This window comes from Nitrosopumilus maritimus SCM1, assembly GCF_000018465.1.
In the GTDB taxonomy this organism is placed as follows: Archaea; Thermoproteota; Nitrososphaeria; order Nitrososphaerales; family Nitrosopumilaceae; genus Nitrosopumilus; species Nitrosopumilus maritimus.
Window position 1 is genome coordinate 1201608 of the sequence record NC_010085.1, and the last position, 16480, is coordinate 1218087.

Annotated in this window: 14 protein-coding genes and 1 tRNA gene; 11 read left to right on the forward strand and 4 right to left on the reverse strand. The window is 34.7% G+C overall.

Features of this window, described 5'->3' with window-relative positions:
• The first annotated feature begins 82 nt into the window (after nt 1–82).
• The 3 genes from NMAR_RS07030 to NMAR_RS07040 are packed head-to-tail and all read left to right on the forward strand — an operon-like array spanning nt 83 to nt 2697.
• On the forward strand, nt 83–805 hold the full coding sequence (locus tag NMAR_RS07030) for an archaeal proteasome endopeptidase complex subunit alpha (RefSeq protein ID WP_012215697.1): 723 nt from the start codon (nt 83–85) through the stop codon (nt 803–805).
• Between the two features lie 48 nt (nt 806–853).
• Nucleotides 854–1546 (forward strand): class I SAM-dependent methyltransferase, encoded by a 693-nt coding sequence (locus NMAR_RS07035; RefSeq protein WP_012215698.1) that lies wholly within the window; start codon nt 854–856, stop codon nt 1544–1546.
• Nucleotides 1543–2697, forward strand: coding sequence for an MFS transporter (locus NMAR_RS07040; RefSeq protein WP_012215699.1), 1155 nt, complete (start codon nt 1543–1545; stop codon nt 2695–2697). The genes NMAR_RS07035 and NMAR_RS07040 overlap by 4 nt, the downstream gene beginning before the upstream one ends.
• On the opposite strand, the gene NMAR_RS07045 is transcribed toward NMAR_RS07040, so the two are convergent.
• Nucleotides 2694–3008, reverse strand: coding sequence for a P-II family nitrogen regulator (locus NMAR_RS07045; RefSeq protein WP_012215700.1), 315 nt, complete (start codon nt 3006–3008; stop codon nt 2694–2696). The genes NMAR_RS07040 and NMAR_RS07045 overlap by 4 nt on opposite strands.
• A gap of 124 nt (nt 3009–3132) precedes the next feature.
• Here NMAR_RS07045 and NMAR_RS07050 point away from each other — a divergent pair, with 124 nt between their 5' ends.
• Nucleotides 3133–3480 (forward strand): Sec-independent protein translocase subunit TatA/TatB, encoded by a 348-nt coding sequence (locus NMAR_RS07050; protein ID WP_012215701.1) that lies wholly within the window; start codon nt 3133–3135, stop codon nt 3478–3480.
• Here the strand turns inward: NMAR_RS07050 and NMAR_RS07055 are convergent, their stop codons facing one another.
• A complete protein-coding gene (locus tag NMAR_RS07055) occupies nt 3481–4257 on the reverse strand; it encodes a DNA-methyltransferase (protein ID WP_012215702.1) in 777 nt (258 codons plus the stop codon).
• A gap of 94 nt (nt 4258–4351) precedes the next feature.
• Between NMAR_RS07055 and NMAR_RS07060 the strand changes: the two genes are divergently transcribed.
• From NMAR_RS07060 to NMAR_RS07070, 3 genes are all read left to right on the forward strand, one after another.
• Nucleotides 4352–6862 carry a DEAD/DEAH box helicase gene (locus NMAR_RS07060; RefSeq protein ID WP_148680188.1) on the forward strand — a complete coding sequence of 837 codons (2511 nt, stop codon included), beginning with the start codon at nt 4352–4354 and terminating at the stop codon, nt 6860–6862.
• Between the two features lie 38 nt (nt 6863–6900).
• Complete coding sequence (locus tag NMAR_RS07065; protein ID WP_012215704.1) at nt 6901–7731, forward strand: SDR family oxidoreductase; 831 nt, start codon at nt 6901–6903, stop codon at nt 7729–7731.
• A 77-nt stretch (nt 7732–7808) separates the two neighbouring features.
• A complete protein-coding gene (locus tag NMAR_RS07070) occupies nt 7809–9464 on the forward strand; it encodes a DNA topoisomerase I (RefSeq protein ID WP_012215705.1) in 1656 nt (551 codons plus the stop codon).
• A gap of 7 nt (nt 9465–9471) precedes the next feature.
• On the opposite strand, the gene NMAR_RS07075 is transcribed toward NMAR_RS07070, so the two are convergent.
• Nucleotides 9472–11073 carry a hypothetical protein gene (locus NMAR_RS07075; RefSeq protein WP_148680189.1) on the reverse strand — a complete coding sequence of 534 codons (1602 nt, stop codon included), beginning with the start codon at nt 11071–11073 and terminating at the stop codon, nt 9472–9474.
• A gap of 151 nt (nt 11074–11224) precedes the next feature.
• On the opposite strand from NMAR_RS07075, the gene NMAR_RS07080 reads away from it, so the two are divergent.
• Both NMAR_RS07080 and NMAR_RS07085 read left to right on the forward strand, forming a co-directional pair.
• Nucleotides 11225–11338: transfer RNA gene (locus NMAR_RS07080), tRNA-Met, on the forward strand.
• 102 nt (nt 11339–11440) lie between these two features.
• Nucleotides 11441–12712: a tyrosine-type recombinase/integrase gene (locus NMAR_RS07085; protein ID WP_012215707.1), complete on the forward strand. Its 1272-nt coding sequence runs from the start codon at nt 11441–11443 to the stop codon at nt 12710–12712.
• A 1039-nt stretch (nt 12713–13751) separates the two neighbouring features.
• Here NMAR_RS07085 and NMAR_RS07090 read toward each other — a convergent pair.
• Complete coding sequence (locus NMAR_RS07090) at nt 13752–15203, reverse strand: thrombospondin type 3 repeat-containing protein (protein ID WP_012215708.1); 1452 nt, start codon at nt 15201–15203, stop codon at nt 13752–13754.
• Between the two features lie 291 nt (nt 15204–15494).
• Between NMAR_RS07090 and NMAR_RS07095 the strand changes: the two genes are divergently transcribed.
• Together NMAR_RS07095 and NMAR_RS07100 are read left to right on the forward strand one after the other, a co-directional pair.
• Nucleotides 15495–16010 carry a winged helix-turn-helix transcriptional regulator gene (locus NMAR_RS07095; RefSeq protein WP_012215709.1) on the forward strand — a complete coding sequence of 172 codons (516 nt, stop codon included), beginning with the start codon at nt 15495–15497 and terminating at the stop codon, nt 16008–16010.
• Nucleotides 16011–16021: 11 nt separating this feature from the next.
• Nucleotides 16022–16393 carry a hypothetical protein gene (locus NMAR_RS07100; protein WP_012215710.1) on the forward strand — a complete coding sequence of 124 codons (372 nt, stop codon included), beginning with the start codon at nt 16022–16024 and terminating at the stop codon, nt 16391–16393.
• Nucleotides 16394–16480: the final 87 nt, after the last annotated feature.

Genomic DNA, 16480 nt, shown 5'->3' on the forward strand with positions numbered 1-16480 from the left:
CTTAAAACAGTATTTCCAGATCTTTTCCATATTCAGCCTCGACAATTACCCTTAAATTGACTGAGGATGAACTCGTGATGATATGATGGCATCAAAGGGTTATGATATGACCCCTACAATGTATTCTCCAGACGGCAGAATTTACCAAGTCGAATATGCTATTGAGACTGTAAAAAGAGGAACTTTAGCAATTGGTGTTGCCAGTAAACAAGGAGTCATCATGGCAGTTGAGGAAAAACCTCGCACATTACAAAGTACTGATGTTACACAGAAAATTTTCCAAGTAGATTATCACATTGGTGTTGCAGCAGCAGGATACATCCCAGATGCACGTGTTCAAGTTGACAGTGCAAGATTCTTCTCACAGGGAAACAGAATGACCTATGATGAATCAGTAGAGGTTGCTACAGTTGCAAAACATCTAGCAGACCAAGCTCATCAATTTACACAGTATGGAGGTGTTCGTCCAAATGGTGTTTCAATGATTATTGCAGGTGTTGACCAGAAAGGTGAATCAATCTATGTAACTGATCCAAGTGGAACATATGTTCAATTTGCAGCAATTGCAATTGGAGCAGGTTCAGATGATGTAAATGCATTCTTGGAGAAAAATTACAAAGAAGACATGAGTTTAGAAGATGCAGCAGCATTAGCAATTGCAGCAATTAATCTAAAGGCAGAGGAAAAGGGCGGAGTCAAAGATATCAAGATGGCAAAGGTTTCAACTGAATCTAAAATCTTTGAAAAAGTATCTGAAGCAGACTTGCAAAATTATTCTCAAAACGCATCAAAGTTTGTTCCTTAGAATCTCAGATTTGAAAGATATTCATTTTAGTGTATGAGATGATAGATAATGGGTTTAGGAAGTAGTTATTGGAGCGAAGTAATCGAAGTACTTCGAGAAATCATTCCAGTTTATGACAAGGTAAACTCAATCATATCGCTAGGAAAAGATGTAGAACATCGTAACCGTGGAATTTCAAACAGAGTTCTTCCAGGAAACAAGATACTTGATGCAGGTTCAGGATTTGGTAATATGTCAAAGACTGCGCTAAAACTAACTGATGGAAAGATTTCAGTTACACTTTATGATCCTCTGGTTCCAATGTTAAAGAACACTGGAACCCATTTTGAAAAGACACCAGACATGGCAAATGGTGTTTTTGAGCACATTCCATTTAGAGATGAAGAGTTTGATGCAGTGCTTTGTGGTTATTCATTAAGAGATGCAATAAATTTGAGAATTGCAATATCAGAGATTCACAGAGTCTTGAAAAAAGATGGACGATTTGTAATTGTAGATTTGGGAAAGCCAGATAGCGGATTCATCAGAGCAGGAGTTGCATTTTATCTCAGATGCATCTTGCCAATTCTTGCATTTAGTGCAGGTGGAAAACTTGGATTAAAGTTTGGGACACTTTATGGAACTTTCAAAAGATGGCCACAAAACAAAAAGCTTGAAGGTTTACTGTTAGAGAAATTCTCCAGAGTGGAATTTGAGAAAGATCTTATGGGTGGAGCAATCATGGTTGCTGCATACAAATGAACAAAGTTCTGATTCTAGTAAACATTACAGGTCTGATTATTGGAATTTCTTATGGACTACACGGACCAATACTTCCAGTCTTTGCAAAAAATGTCATAGGTGCGACATATTCTGAACTTGGATTAATCGGATTAACAAATTTCATTCCTTACATGTTCATTCCATTGTTTGTCGGAATTCTTCTTGACAGATTCAATAATGGATACTTGCTAGCATTGGGAACTGCAATCAATTCTGCATCAATTTACCTTCTATCAATTGCACAATCAGTACCAGAGATTATGGGATTTAGAATTATGACAGGTGTGGCTCATGCATTTTTCTGGCCTCCATGTGAATCAATCATATCAAATGAAAGTACAGAGAAAAACAGAGTAAAGAACATCTCGTGGTTTACAATGTTCTTTGTAATTGGGTTCATGGTAGGACCACTACTAGGTACCGTATTTTTGGAGGGTCTTGATACAACATACAGAATCCTATTCCAGATTACTGCATTCATTTTAGCAACTGCATTGATTTCATCAATTCTAGTTTCAAGAAAAAGCGTTAGAAATCATCATGAACATTTTTCATTTTCATCAATCAAAGAGATGAAGAGATTTCCTGAAGTCATAATTTTGTTGCTTTTTTGTACATCATCATTTGGAATAATTCTGACAATCTATCCAGCATTTCTAAATGACAATGGAATGACAGACACAGACATTTTGTTATTGTTTTTTGTTTTTGGAATTTCACGGGTAATTTCACTTGCACTGGCAGGAAAGTTTGCAAGAAAAACTAGTCAGACATTGATTGCAGCAGTATTTGCAGTATCAGCTGGACTGGCAATATCAGTTGTAGCAGACTCTATCATTACTTTTGGAATTGCACTAGTTCTAATGGGATTTGGATTCAGTATATTCTTCCCGCTAACTTTGGAGATTATTCTAAGCAAGACTAAGAAAGGAATTTCAGGAAAAATCATAGGAGTATATGAAACAGTCTTTGGAATGGGTTGGGCAATAGGGCCAACACTTGGTGGACCAATATCACAATCACTAGGAGATGATACACCGTATCTGATATTTTGTGTAATAGGAATTGGGGTAGCACTACTTGCAATCATTACTAGAAAGAAACTAGAGCCACAAAGAGTCTTGGATTAGATATCCATTGTTCCGCGCTTTTTAGTGCAGATATCAAGAGCATCACAAATATCTGAAACATAGACTTTGCCATCTCCTTTAGTACCAGTACAAGCAGCACCTGCAATTGCATCAAGGATTTCATCTAGTTTAGGATCATCGACTACACAGACGATTAACACCCTGCTAAAGAAGTCACCAACTAAAGGAGGATCTTGTGCGCCTTGACCTTGAACTTTGCTAACAGTTACACCGCTAATGCCAACCTTTCTCATTGCATCAATAACTGCATTTTGAGCAGATTCGTTAACTATTGCTTCAACTTTTTTCATACAGGTAAATAATTTTGAATTTATTTAAATCAATAACTACTTCTCATTCGTGATATTCATGTATGAATATTCTAGGCATAATTTCAAACATTACGTTTAATTTCAAATTAGGCCTTTTGAGATCATGATAGATTATTCACTAAATGTAGCAGGTAGTGAATGGATAATCATAATTTTTGTTGCTCTGGTTTTGATTTTGGGAACAGGAAAGCTTCCTGGTGCTGCAAGAAAGCTTGGAAAAGCAGTCAATGAATACAACAAAGCAAAAAATGACATTCAAGAAAGTATGAAAGAAGTTACAGAAGAAGCACCAAAGATTTCAGGACCTGTAGAATCAGAGAGACAGAAACTAGAGGTAATTGCAAAATCAATTGGAGTCAAAGTTGAAGGAAAGACTGATGATGAGTTGCGAAAAATTATTGCAGACAAGATTGGTCAAAAAAAGATAGACGAGTCAGAAAACAATCAGTAATTATTTTGATTTTTTAATTCGATACAGGTCTTTGTCAAGTCGTTTTTTTGCAAATTTGTAATAGTCTGGAACAATTTCAAATCCAAGATATCTTCTACCAAGAGATTTACTTACAACTGCAACTTGTCCTGAACCAATAAAAGGATCAAGCACAATGTCTTTTTTCTCACTAGAGTATTCCAAGATTTTTTGAATTAATTCAGAAGGTAGTTTGGTTGGAGTTTTTTCATCCCCAGTCCAGTATTCTCGTTTGATATCCCACACATCTTCCTTGTCTTTGTAGTGAAGACTGCGACCATCCTTTGTTTTATCTTCTTTTTTGAACCTAGAAAATGGAAAGAACTTTCTTTTTTTGTCATCTTTGCAGACATAAAGACAATGATAGTGAGATGTGACAAACTTCTTTTTTGTAACTACACCAAATTGATACTTCCAGATTATGTGATTAATGGTAACAAATCCAACATCATCCAAGGCTCGTAAAATATCTTTGAGATTATTCCATCCTGAAAATACATACATGCTTCCAGAATCCTTTAGGATTCGATAAACTTCAGTCATCCATGAAAATGTAAAGTCATAGTAGTCCTCAGGTTTGATTTCATTATATCCAGAAAGAACACGAGATGATGTTCTGTTGTAATTTGCTTTTTTTGCCTTGAAATTTATGGCAAATGGTGGATCGGTAATAACCAAGTCAATCTTGTTTTTAGGAATAGAACTCATTCCATCAATACAATTTTGATTGTAAATTTTGTTAATCTCAATTTTTTTCATTTTTAAATTCAAGACCAGTTCCTAGCATAATAATGTCATGGGTAAATCCTATGAAGTAACAATAAATCACTAATCGTTTCTTAGCAAATAGATCTTGAAACTATCATGTCCAAAATGCAAGTCCAGGATTGAGATCCAAAAGACTTTCAACAAAAAAATGCACGTCTCATGTAGTGGTTGTGGAATAGAAGATCTCCTAGAGTTCTCAAAGAATGTAGATGAAGTGTTTTTAGAATTTCTTTCAAGATATGACAAGGGACTAGTCACAGAGAAAGGACTTTCTGAAGGCCTCAAAGATGAGGGAATTGTCCGTGCTGAAGTTGAAATCAAAAATATGATTGGCAAAAACAAGCCAGACAAAATAACTGAAGAGATTCTATATTCCAAAAAAGACTATGTTTCACAATACAAGGTTTTGAGCAATCCTGAGCCTAAAATGGGCTGCAAAGTAGAAGATTTGGGACTAGATGAATCAATTACAGAACATCTAAAGGAATTGGAAATAAAACAGTTTTACAAATTCCAAGAAGAGGCAATTAGTGAGATTGCATATGGAGAAAATGTAGTAATTGAAGCTCCAACTGCTTCAGGAAAAACAGAAGCCTTTTTGATTCCAGTAATTCAGAGAATAAAAAAAGATTCCAGCGAAGGTAATGTCTTTGCAATCTTTGTATACCCAACAAAAGCACTTGCACGAGACCAATTCCCTAAAATCAAAAAATTTGTAGAAAAGATTGGGGTTAGAGTAGAGGTCTTTGATGGAGACACAAAACAAAACGACAGAAGAGAAATAATTGATAATCCACCACAAATTCTTGTTACAAACTTTGATGTATTGCACTATCATATGTGGCACCAAACAAAATTCTCATCATTACTAACAACAACAAGAATTATAGTTACAGATGAAGCACATGTCTATTCAGGAATTTTTGGTTCTAATGTTCACTATATCATAAAGAGACTCAAAAGAGTATGTACAAACAAGCTGCAATTTGTTGCGGCATCAGCTACACTTGAAGATGCAAAAGAATTTTGTGAAAAATTGTTTGGAGAAAAGATGCAAAAAATTCAAGGGTCAGGAAAGAAAGGCCAGACAGACTTTGCAATGCTTTTCCCATCACTTCGAACTCAAAGGGCTTTGATGGTAGAACTCACAAAGAAACTAACTGAGAAAAATCACAAGACTATGGTCTTTAACAACTCGCATCTAAATTCCGAACTTTTAGCAATTCAGGCAAAAAAGCAAAAGGTCAACATCAAAGTTCACAGAGCAGGACTGATGGCAAATTACAGAACATTTGTTGAAAAACAGTTCAAAGATGATTTACTTGATGCAATTTCATGCACTCCCACGCTTGAATTAGGCATAGATGTGGGAAATGTTGACTGTGTTATCTCATCTACCATACCAGTAAATCGACTAATCCAAAGAATAGGAAGAGCCGCAAGAAAGGGTCAAAGAGGTTATGCATTTTTGGCATTGGGAAATGACCCAATATCACAATATTACAAGAATCATCCAGATGACTATTTTGAGGATACTGAAAAAACCTACATCGATCCCAAGAATCCATTTGTAGAAGAGTTCCAGGTATTAGCAATGGCATGTGATAGACCAATCTCAAAACATGAGCTTAAAGAACATCAAGAAGTAATAGAGCACCACATCATCAAAGAGAATCTAAAAGAATTCAACAATAGAATAATTCCAAATTTTGACAAGATCAATTCTTTACTCAATGAATACAGTATTAGAGGAATAGGACAATCAATTGATATTTTCTTAAATGGTAAAAAAGTAGGAGATAGAATTTTACCAATTGCATTAGAGGAGTTACACAAAGATGCAATCTATTTTCTTGCAGGTATTCGTTATAAAGTAAAAGAGTTTGATTATCCAGAAAAAAACTATGCAAAGATTGAGAAAATTCCAAGAGATTATCCATACTATACTAAAGCACTAACTGAAGAATGGCCTACAATTGAGACAGTTTTTGATAAAAGGATTGCAAACGGAGTTGAAGTTGCATTTTGTAAACTACACATTGAGAAAAAAGTATACGGCTATGTCAACATTGAGCTTGGACAAGAAGTAACACAAGGAGAAAAAGTTCTGCTAGATACACCTCTAGAATATGATTTTGTTACAAAGGGGATTGTCTTTCATGCACCTAGACCTCTCAAAGTAATGGGAGAATCTGAAGATGAGGAATATACTGAAGCCAGCGGATACCATGCAACAGAGCATGTAGTGATTGAGGGAAGCAATATGATTACTGGTGGAGTCTCTCAGGATTTGGGAGGCATATCACTGGGAACATCAGGCTTGATTTTCATCTATGATGGGGCAATTGGAGGAAGTGGGGCAAGCAAAGCTCTCTATGATAGATTTGAGCAGGCACTGGAGAGAAGCATGTTCATTGTAAAGGAATGTCCATGCAAAAATGAAGCCGGATGTCCAAGATGTACATTCTCATACAGATGTGGAAACAACAACGAATATCTGCACAAATATTCAGCACTAGAGATTTTGGAGAGAATTAACAAAGGAGAGAAAACAGAACTAGTTGATCCAACTGAAGGTGACAGACCTCTAGTATAATCAAAATGGGATAAATATAACAAAAATTTAGAGACATTATGCAAAAAGTAGCTCTTGTAACTGGAAGTTCTTCAGGAATTGGATTAGAAGCATCACTAGCACTTGCAAAAGATGGATATCACACATTTGCCAGTATGAGGGACACATCAAAAGCAGGAGAATTAGAGAATGCTGCAAAAAAAGATAATCTTCCAATCGAAGTAATAGAGCTTGATGTCGATAAAGAAGAATCAATTGTTTCTGCAGTAAAAAAAGTAATAGATTCAGCAGGAAGACTGGATGTTTTAGTTAACAATGCAGGATATGGACAGTTTGGATGTACAGAAGATGTCTCAGTTGATGATTTTAGAAAACAATTTGAAACTAATTTCTTTAGTATTGTAAGAATTATTCAAGAAGTTACCCCAATTATGAGAAATCAAAATTCGGGAAGCATCATAAACATTAGTTCTGTTGCTGGAAGAATGGGATTACCAGGTTCTCCAGCATACATTAGCTCAAAATTTGCATTAGAAGGACTAGGAGAATGTTTACGATATGAATTAGGTCAGTTTGGAATCAAGACCACTCTAATTGAACCAGGAGTTATCAAGACAAACTTTTTTGAATCAATGAAAATTCCAGATTCAAAGACAGACCCAAAATACAAGGAATTAACTGATCACATCTTAGCAGGATTAAAGATGATGGTTCAGATGGGCACTGCTCCATCACAAGTAGCTGAAGTAATTATCAAGGCAATTCATGATGATGAGATGCTTCCAAGATATGTGGTTGGAACTGATGCTGCAATGTTTATGGAGGCAAAAAAGATGAAGACAGACCTAGAATTTGAGAAATACATGAGCAAAGAGCTCTTTCCAGGATAACATTATTCGTACGTTAACTTGATATACACATAGAACCCAGTTTTTGTCAAAGTCCGCAATTTTAAGGTGAAAAGAGAATGAAATGGAAAACACTACAACACAAAGGAATCTTGTTTCCTCCTGCCTATGAGGCACAAGGAATCAAGATAAAGATCAAGGGAGAGAAAGTCGATCTCAATTTAGACCAAGAAGAGATGATTTACCAATGGGCAAAAAAGAAGGACACACCATATGCACAAGACAAGGTTTTTCAAAAAAACTTTACAGCAGACTTTGCAAAAACTCTAGATTCTAAATTTAAAAAAATTTCATATGAAGATATTGATTTTTCAGATGCCTACAAACTAGTTGACAAAGAAAAAGATCTCAAGGAGATGATGACAAAAGAAGAAAAAAAGGCAATTGCTGCAAAAAGAAAAGAACTCAGAGAAGAACTCAAATCAAAATATGGAGTTGCGGTGATGGATGGAAAAGAAGTAGAAGTTGGGAATTACATGGCAGAGCCTCCAGGAATTTTTATTGGAAGAGGAGAACATCCATTACGTGGAAGATGGAAACCACGTGTTACTGCGAAAGATGTAACACTAAATCTTGGAAAAGAAGCTAAAGTTCCTGAAGGAAAGTGGGGTAAGATTATTCATGATAAAGATTCAATGTGGTTAGCAAGTTGGATGGATTTTCTTACACAAAAAAGAAAGTATGTTTGGCTTTCAGATAGTTCCGACCTAAAACAAGGAAGAGACAAAGAAAAGTACGAAAAAGCTGTCAAGCTTGAAAAGGAGATTGAGAAGATCAAAAAAGCAATGGTCAAAGACATGAAAGATTCTAAAAAGAACAACGTTGCCACTGCATGTTATCTGATTTACAAAACTGCAATGAGAGTTGGAGATGAAAAAGATGAAGATGAAGCAGATACTGTTGGTGCAACTACCTTAAGAAAAGAACATATCAAAATTACTTCTGATACAATTGAGTTTGACTTTTTGGGAAAAGATAGTGTTAGATGGCAAGAGACATTAAAAGTGGTTGGAGACGATAAACAATTTCAAGAAAATCTCAAAAAATTAATTGAAAAGAAGAAACCAAGTGAGGAAATTTTCCACGATATTACATCTAGAGATGTTAACAAGTATTTGTCAGGAATTGTGAAAGGAGTAACTGCAAAAGTGTTCAGAACATATCAGGCAACGACCGTGGTTAAAAATTACCTAGTAAATCATGACAACATAAAGGGAAAATCAGATAATGAAAAATTATACCATGCAAAATTGGCAAATCTAGAAGCTGCAATAATGTGTAATCACAAAAGGACAATTCCAAAAACATTTGAGCAGTCATTGCAAAAAAAGAAAGATACTCTCAAGAAAAGAGAGAGAGAAAAAGCATGGGAAAAGACACAGCAAACTCTCAAAAAAGTAGAATCATCAGAGCCAAAAACAGATACTCAGAAAAAGAACAAAGAAAAGAGAATCAAGACATTAAATGAGCAAATCAAAAAACAAAAACAAAAACACAAAGAAAGAATTGAAAAACTAAAATTACAAGTTGACTTGTCTGAGAAAACTAGAGATTACAACCTTGGAACGTCACTTAGAAATTACATAGATCCACGTGTTTTCAAAGCATGGACAGATGAGGTTGGTGCAGAATGGGAGAAACTATACACATCAGCACTTCAAAAGAAATTCCTTTGGGTCAAAAATGAAAACACAAAGTGGAAGGAAATCAAATAATTAAAAATTAATTTTTAGGAACATATGCAAATCCAGGTCCCCAACTAGAACGTTGTTTTGCTTGATAATCTTTTGAAGACTCCATATCTCCTTTTTCAGCTGAAGTAAGGTGTATTTCCACTGGAGAATATCCTATACATTCAAAATGAAATTCATTAGTTAATGCAAAGCCTTTGTAAAAACTCTCTTCAAGATCATGTTCTGTTTTAAGTTTATAATCAGTTACATGACATTTTGAATAATCATATCCACGAGCATGAATATTTCCATACATCATACTAACATTAACATCAAACAACTCATCAAGTGAAGAAACGCCAGTTGTTTTTGCACCAGTTTTTCTGGAATCATCAACTACTTCATATAACAACGGAGTGACTCCAGGTACCCCTACAAGTTCAAATGTTGGATTTGCTTTTGAAATCAAATTACCTTGATAAAATTCAGGGAATTCTACAACTTCAGTTCCGCTATCAAAGCTAAATGTGGCTACTGCTCTAGGACCAGCACCCATGTTATAATTTACAGTTACAGGTTGAGGTTCATTGTCAGGATTCACAGGACTTAATCCAGAACATTCAACATCCAGTATTTCGGCAGTTGCAAATCCACGCTTACCAGTATAACCCTCTTCTTTATCTTGCAAAGTGAGTATATCATAACCACTCACAATACAATCTTCATAGTTAAGAGTACGTATTGTTTGAGTATCTGTTTTTGTTAATCCAGTTAACTTTTCAGGAATTACAAGGTCTACAGTTACATCAAAATCTTCATTATAACTTGTTGCAAGACCACCTACTTTTTGAGATTTTATGATTGCGTTATCAATCAATGGGTGAGGTAGAACTGCAGTAATGATTTGAAAACTAGGAGTTCCAATATCTTCCTCGCTATATCCTCCAGTTGATGTAAAAATTACTGATTCTATTTTTTCAGCACCATTATCAAAGTCAAATGTTAGAAGAGTACGCATATCATTAGCTTGTTTAAATGGCAATAAACCATAATCTGTAAAAATTTTATCGCTAGGACGTGCACTTGCAAAAATTTCTTCTTGATTAATTGAAACACCACCACAGTTAAACTCTATTGAATTAACAATAGCAAATCCAGAATTTGGTACATGGTAGGATTCATAATCATCAGTTTGAGTTGTTACTGATTGTGAAGAAATTTCACAGTTTCTATATGAGAATGATTTCAACTCAGTAGTATCTTGCATTACTTGTACATCTACATCGAAAAATCGATGATCATAATCAAATGCACTACCAGCAGTTAATTTTGATTGTCTATGTTTGAATGCTTCATCTAATGCCATATGAAGATGAGGATTATGACCAACCACACCCTCTATTGAAAAACTTGTTCCAGCATCAGACACTATATCAGAGGTTGTTGAAAAAACGGGAAAGTTTACTGTTTCTACACCATCTCTAAAATGAAAAGTAATTACATTATGAATTCCTGCAACATAATCATAATCATGACTAATTGCTTCATCATCAGCAAATACAGTATTTGAGAAACCCTGTGTAGATAGTATGATCGTTGAAATTATCAAAATAGATGTTAGAATAGTGAATTTTGGGTAGGATTTGCTCATTGTGGTACAAACATCAAAAAAAGAAGTTAAAGAGTAAGTATTCACTGCCGTGCAGTGCATTTTTGGCAAAAAAGTATGGTCAAAAAACAGAAAAATCAATCAAAATTTTGAAAGAATCATTTAATTTCCCATATTTTCAGGCTTATACTATGCCGGGGTAGCTCAGCCTGGTTAGAGTGCCAGTTACTTGGTAAACTCTAGCGGTTCTCCAACTAAGGCAATACTCATAATCTGGAGGTCGCGAGTTCGAAACTCGCCCCCGGCACACACAAATTAGTTTAAAACCCACCCCCAACCTATTGTAAAGTCATTGAATACAAAGTATGGTTCAAGGCAAAAAATTGACATTCACAACTACCCATCACGCATGAAACAGGTCAATAATCAGATCGAGCAAGAATTGTCATTTGAGAACATTTCACTAATCAAAAAATATGACAGGGAGATGGTATCACAATCAATTGCCATTGCAACACGTCAAAAGCATCTAAGAACATTGCTAACACTATCAAAATTGCTAAAGAAAAACTGGAAGGATGTGACCAGGGATGATATTGATGACTTGGTATTTCTGATAATGGACCAGTTTGCAGATGAAAGTGGTCAGGAAACACATTACTCTTATGATCACAAAAAGATTCTCAAGATTTTCTTTAGATGGTACAAGCTTGGCTCTAGAGAATTTGTTCAAGTTGGAGATCCACCTGAGACAAAAAATGTCAAGATGAAAAAAGTCAAAGACAAGATTGCACGTGAAGACCTCCTAAATGAAGAAGACAGAATAAAGATACTGTATGCATGTGGCGAGAATGCAAGAGACAGAGCTCTAATTGATTGTCATATGGAAGCTGGAACCAGACCAGGTGAGATTCTAAATTTGAAGTTAAAACATGTAAAGTTTGACAAGCATGGTTGTGTACTTCAAGTGGACGGAAAGACAGGAGCTAGAACAATTAGAATCGTAAGGGCTACTCCAAACTTGGCTGCATGGATTGCAGTACATCCATACAAAGATGAACCTGAAATGCCATTATGGCCAAATATTAGCCATCATAAGAAAGGCAGTCCAATTACATATGCTGCAGCAAGACAGATCTTACATAGAAGATGCAAGATTGCAAATATCTCAAAACGTGTTTATCTGAATTTATTTAGACATAGTGAGGCCACAACTACAGCAAACTTCATGACTGAAGCTCAGATGAGAAAAAGACATGGATGGTCGTCTGACTCTAAAATGCCTGCAAGATATGTCCACTTGGTAAATTCTGATGTGGAAGATGCAATCTTCAAGCACTATGGAATCAAAAAAGAAGATGAAAAGATGCCAGAAATGCCTGTAAAGTGTCATTTTTGTGAAATGTACAATCCATCAGACAGCGTAACATGTACAAAATGTGGAAAACCATTGAATCTTGAGAGTGCAATAAAAAGAGAAGAGCAAGAAAATGCTGAAAAGAAAAAACTTGAAGAAAAGATCAAGATGCTAGAGCAAAGACAGATTGAATCAGAAAAGAATCAGAAAGGATATTCAGATTTAAAATCAATTGTAGATGAATATTTGAAAGAATACTTTGAGGACGTATTTGACAAGATAGAGTTTGTAAAGAATCAAAAACAAAATAGTATTACAAACTGAAATTATTTATAAAAAATTAATTTATAAATTATTTTGAAATTATTTATAAAAAATTACACTTGAGAAAATTGTTTATGCAAAAATGATACGCAGGAAAATTGTTCATAAAAAATAATTTATGAATTAAAATAATTTATAAAAAATTAAGCACAACAAAATAGAGCAGATAAAAAAGCCATGACTATAACTTGGGCACAAAAAATAATTTATAAATTTCTAAAATTAATTTATAAATTAATTTTATTTATAAAAAATTCTTAGTCTATATTTTTTCAAAGATAGAATTTTGATAGGCACAAATTCATTATATCTTTTTTATCCTTACCAAAAGATACTCAAGAGATACAGCATCTTTTGTAAGATCTTACCATACCTTACCAAGATCTTGGTATAGATACTATCTTTTAGTTGATTTAGCCTCGATTCTGTAGATAGCAAGATCTTACCATCTCTTACTAAGATCTTACCATCTCTTACCCATACCTTACTAAGATCTTAGTATCGATGCTAGTAAGGTTGAAAATTTGTGCCTAAGTAAGGTAGCATCAACACTCCAAGATACCTAAGAAATTTTTTGTAAATAAAAATAATTTATAAAAAATTTCTACATGAGTATTGAATCAAAATCATAAAACCCTATGAGAGTGTAGAGGGTTGAACCAATCAGATAATTCCCTTTAAGAGAATAAGAGTATCAAACCAATACTTCGATACCGCAATGGGGTTTGAATCCGACCGGACTAGTAGAGCAAGTTGTCTCTAAAAAAGTTCCATTTAGGCATAAAAATCAAACGAGATATTGGTTTGCACGCCAAATACTGTTTACCGAGTATTGGCTTACGTGTAGTTGGTGCAATCCAACGGAATGAAAACCTTCATTTTATGCACGTCAGTATTTTTTACATAGTTTTTGTGACTCTATCATTCTAAATAATTGGAATCATAATACAAGATTGAATTTGAAGCAAGATTAAATACAAATTTTGCAAACAAGGTCATGAAAAACATTATCGAATCAATTGTTGACTTTTTTACTTCATTACTTGGGTAATGGTGTTATCATGACCAATCCAGAATTATCAGGAACAAACCTGATCATGGAAACATCGTCTCCCAAAACATTTCCCTTGGCACTAATACTGTTGGGGATTTGTCCATCAACTGTTACTGCCATTTTTGAAGTCAGAAACTCATTTGGGACATACATTACAACGTACTGAGGCCTGTCAATTACAAATGAAATTAATCCTGCCTCAGGTACAAATTGAAAGTCAGATATTATTGCAGGACTTTGTATGTCAATTACCTTAGACGTCTCATCTACAAACTGAGGCTGAAATTTTTCTCTTTTATCTAAAGTCAGAGGCTCTTCTTCATATTTTTCTGAATCCTGAATTTCCAATTTCAGTCCTTCTAGGCAATAGTTCTGTCCTTGCTTGTTTTCAATCAGATTACATGATTTTGCGCCTTCATCAAAATTATGATTTGTAAAGAATGCCAAAGTAGTTCCAATAGACATGCTGCATTCAGCAAAATCAATACCACTTAGTTGTGATTCTTTACAAAGATCAGACAAGACATCTCCTGACATTCCCTGTCTGGTCAAAACATTGTCTGTATACTGCATCATGACTCCTTTCATGCAGAGTCTATTCTGATAAAACGACAAATCATGGCACATTTGTAGTGACGAGTCCAAGTTTTCATCAAAATAATGAACCAAACCATGTCCCAGACCATGAATACAGTCCTGATAGTTTGATGTTCCTATCAAGGCATTACAGACAGAATCATAGTCAGAGGGAAATGACTCTCCATCTTCTTGAACATCGTGAAAATATGCAGCCAATACGCCATGAAAATATCCTCCTCTGCACATGGTCCCATCCATTCCAATTAGATTTTCAATGACATCGGGATTCTCATTGAACGCCACATGTCCTACTTCATGGGATACAAAATGGCAATCGTCAATTAGTCCAATTTTTGATAATGCTATAGACAATTCCAAGGCATCAGAGTTGTTTTCTTGATTCTGAGCAACTTTGCCAAAAAATTGAGAGTAACACAACAAACGAGATGAGCCCTCATCTATTTTTGTACAGTCCTGTATATCTTCAAGATACTTTATGGCTAGCTCTTCAGAGATTGGAATAGGAACAGCATCCCTAGAGTCTAGGATTCCGTCATTGTCATCGTCAGGATCTATATTACTTCCTATCCCATCAAAGTCAAAATCCGACCACTCTTCAGGATTATCATCAAACACATCAAGAATATCTAAAATGCCGTCATTGTCATCGTCAGGATCACAGAGATTCCCAACAGCGTCATTATCAAAGTCTGTCTGATTCTCATTTTTGATTGTAGGACAATTATCAGAAGTATCGCTAATTCTATCTTTGTCAGCATCTGCCCTTACCAGATTTATTTCAGGAAACTCTTCAAAATTTATTGCAACAACAGTAACAGACAAGCCAACTGCAATCATAATATGAATTATGAAAAACCTGCTAATCAATCAGTTTTTTTTAAAAAGATAAGATATACTTTGTTTGTGATACAAGATTGAATTTAAATTGTATTTTCAGAAATAGTTTTAAAAATAAACTAAAAACAGGCAGGAATGATTTGTTCCACAGTCAAAAAAATTTCAGACATTTTGATTTGTAGTTAACCAGAGCATCCTATGATACAAGTCTAGATCTGACAAAATAAAATTTACCAACATTATGTAATAATTTGTAGAATAGATTAAATTCGTGATTTGGCAAGTTAGTTCATGGACGAAGTGCTGGCATCTCCAAAAGAGAAGATTTTGGACTTTATAATAAACAATCCAGGGTCTCATTTGAGAATGATAAAAAAGAATGTTCAGTTCTCTATGGGTACAGTTCAATACCATCTAAACACACTTGAAAAAGAAGGCAAGATAAAATCAAGTAAAACAAGATTTTACAAAAATTACTACCACATAAACGAGTCTGATGAAAAACTGTTATCTGTTTTCAACTTGGAATCCCCACGAAGCATAATCATGTATTTGCTTCAACATCAGCCATCTACGCATCAGGAGATAGCAAAAGGAATAGAGTTATCATCATCAACTGTGAGCTGGCACATGAAAAGATTGTTAGAATCAAATATTGTAGAATCAGAATACTCAGGAAAATATACCCTATATCGTCTAGTTGACAGAGAAAAAGTGTTAGAGAATCTCAAAAAATGCAGTTCAACAACATGGAACTCTATGATCAACAGCATGGTAGATATATTTTCAGCATTTGAGCAGAAATAGTCAGATGCATAATGTTAGAGCCATACCTGCTAGCGATATCAAATATTTTTCTGCAGCTTGACTACATCAATCCTTTTGATGATCCTAGTGACATTGTAACACAGGACGACGTTATTGCAGGATCTGTGACAGTTGCAATTGCAGGACTGTCCATATTTTTGACAGTGATGGCAGTTTCAGCTTATAGAAAAACAGGAGTCTCACAATTAAAGTATGTTGCATTGGCATTTTCGCTGTTTACTATTTATCTAATAACAGAAGCGCTACAGGAATTATTTCCAATTGATGATGACTCTTTTGACTTGTTCTTGTCAATAATCATGATGGCAATTCTGATCAGTTTCTTTTTTGGAATAATGAGAAAAAAGAAAAACAACATCTAAAGACTTGTCTGGTCTTTGTTTTTAGATTTAAAATCAATATTTAACATGTTTTCGTGTAAAAATTATCAAAGCTTTAGTTACGTGTGC

Coding starts and splice junctions, on each gene's coding strand:
- NMAR_RS07095 (WP_012215709.1), top strand. CDS start 15,495: ATGGACGAAGTGCTGGCATCTCCAAAAGAGAAGATTTTGGACTTTATA.
- NMAR_RS07050 (WP_012215701.1), top strand. CDS start 3,133: ATGATAGATTATTCACTAAATGTAGCAGGTAGTGAATGGATAATCATA.
- NMAR_RS07085 (WP_012215707.1), top strand. CDS start 11,441: ATGAAACAGGTCAATAATCAGATCGAGCAAGAATTGTCATTTGAGAAC.
- NMAR_RS07035 (WP_012215698.1), top strand. CDS start 854: ATGGGTTTAGGAAGTAGTTATTGGAGCGAAGTAATCGAAGTACTTCGA.
- NMAR_RS07055 (WP_012215702.1), bottom strand. CDS start 4,257: ATGAAAAAAATTGAGATTAACAAAATTTACAATCAAAATTGTATTGAT.
- NMAR_RS07065 (WP_012215704.1), top strand. CDS start 6,901: ATGCAAAAAGTAGCTCTTGTAACTGGAAGTTCTTCAGGAATTGGATTA.
- NMAR_RS07090 (WP_012215708.1), bottom strand. CDS start 15,203: ATGATTGCAGTTGGCTTGTCTGTTACTGTTGTTGCAATAAATTTTGAA.
- NMAR_RS07070 (WP_012215705.1), top strand. CDS start 7,809: ATGAAATGGAAAACACTACAACACAAAGGAATCTTGTTTCCTCCTGCC.
- NMAR_RS07100 (WP_012215710.1), top strand. CDS start 16,022: ATGTTAGAGCCATACCTGCTAGCGATATCAAATATTTTTCTGCAGCTT.
- NMAR_RS07045 (WP_012215700.1), bottom strand. CDS start 3,008: ATGAAAAAAGTTGAAGCAATAGTTAACGAATCTGCTCAAAATGCAGTT.
- NMAR_RS07040 (WP_012215699.1), top strand. CDS start 1,543: ATGAACAAAGTTCTGATTCTAGTAAACATTACAGGTCTGATTATTGGA.
- NMAR_RS07075 (WP_148680189.1), bottom strand. CDS start 11,073: ATGAGCAAATCCTACCCAAAATTCACTATTCTAACATCTATTTTGATA.
- NMAR_RS07030 (WP_012215697.1), top strand. CDS start 83: ATGATGGCATCAAAGGGTTATGATATGACCCCTACAATGTATTCTCCA.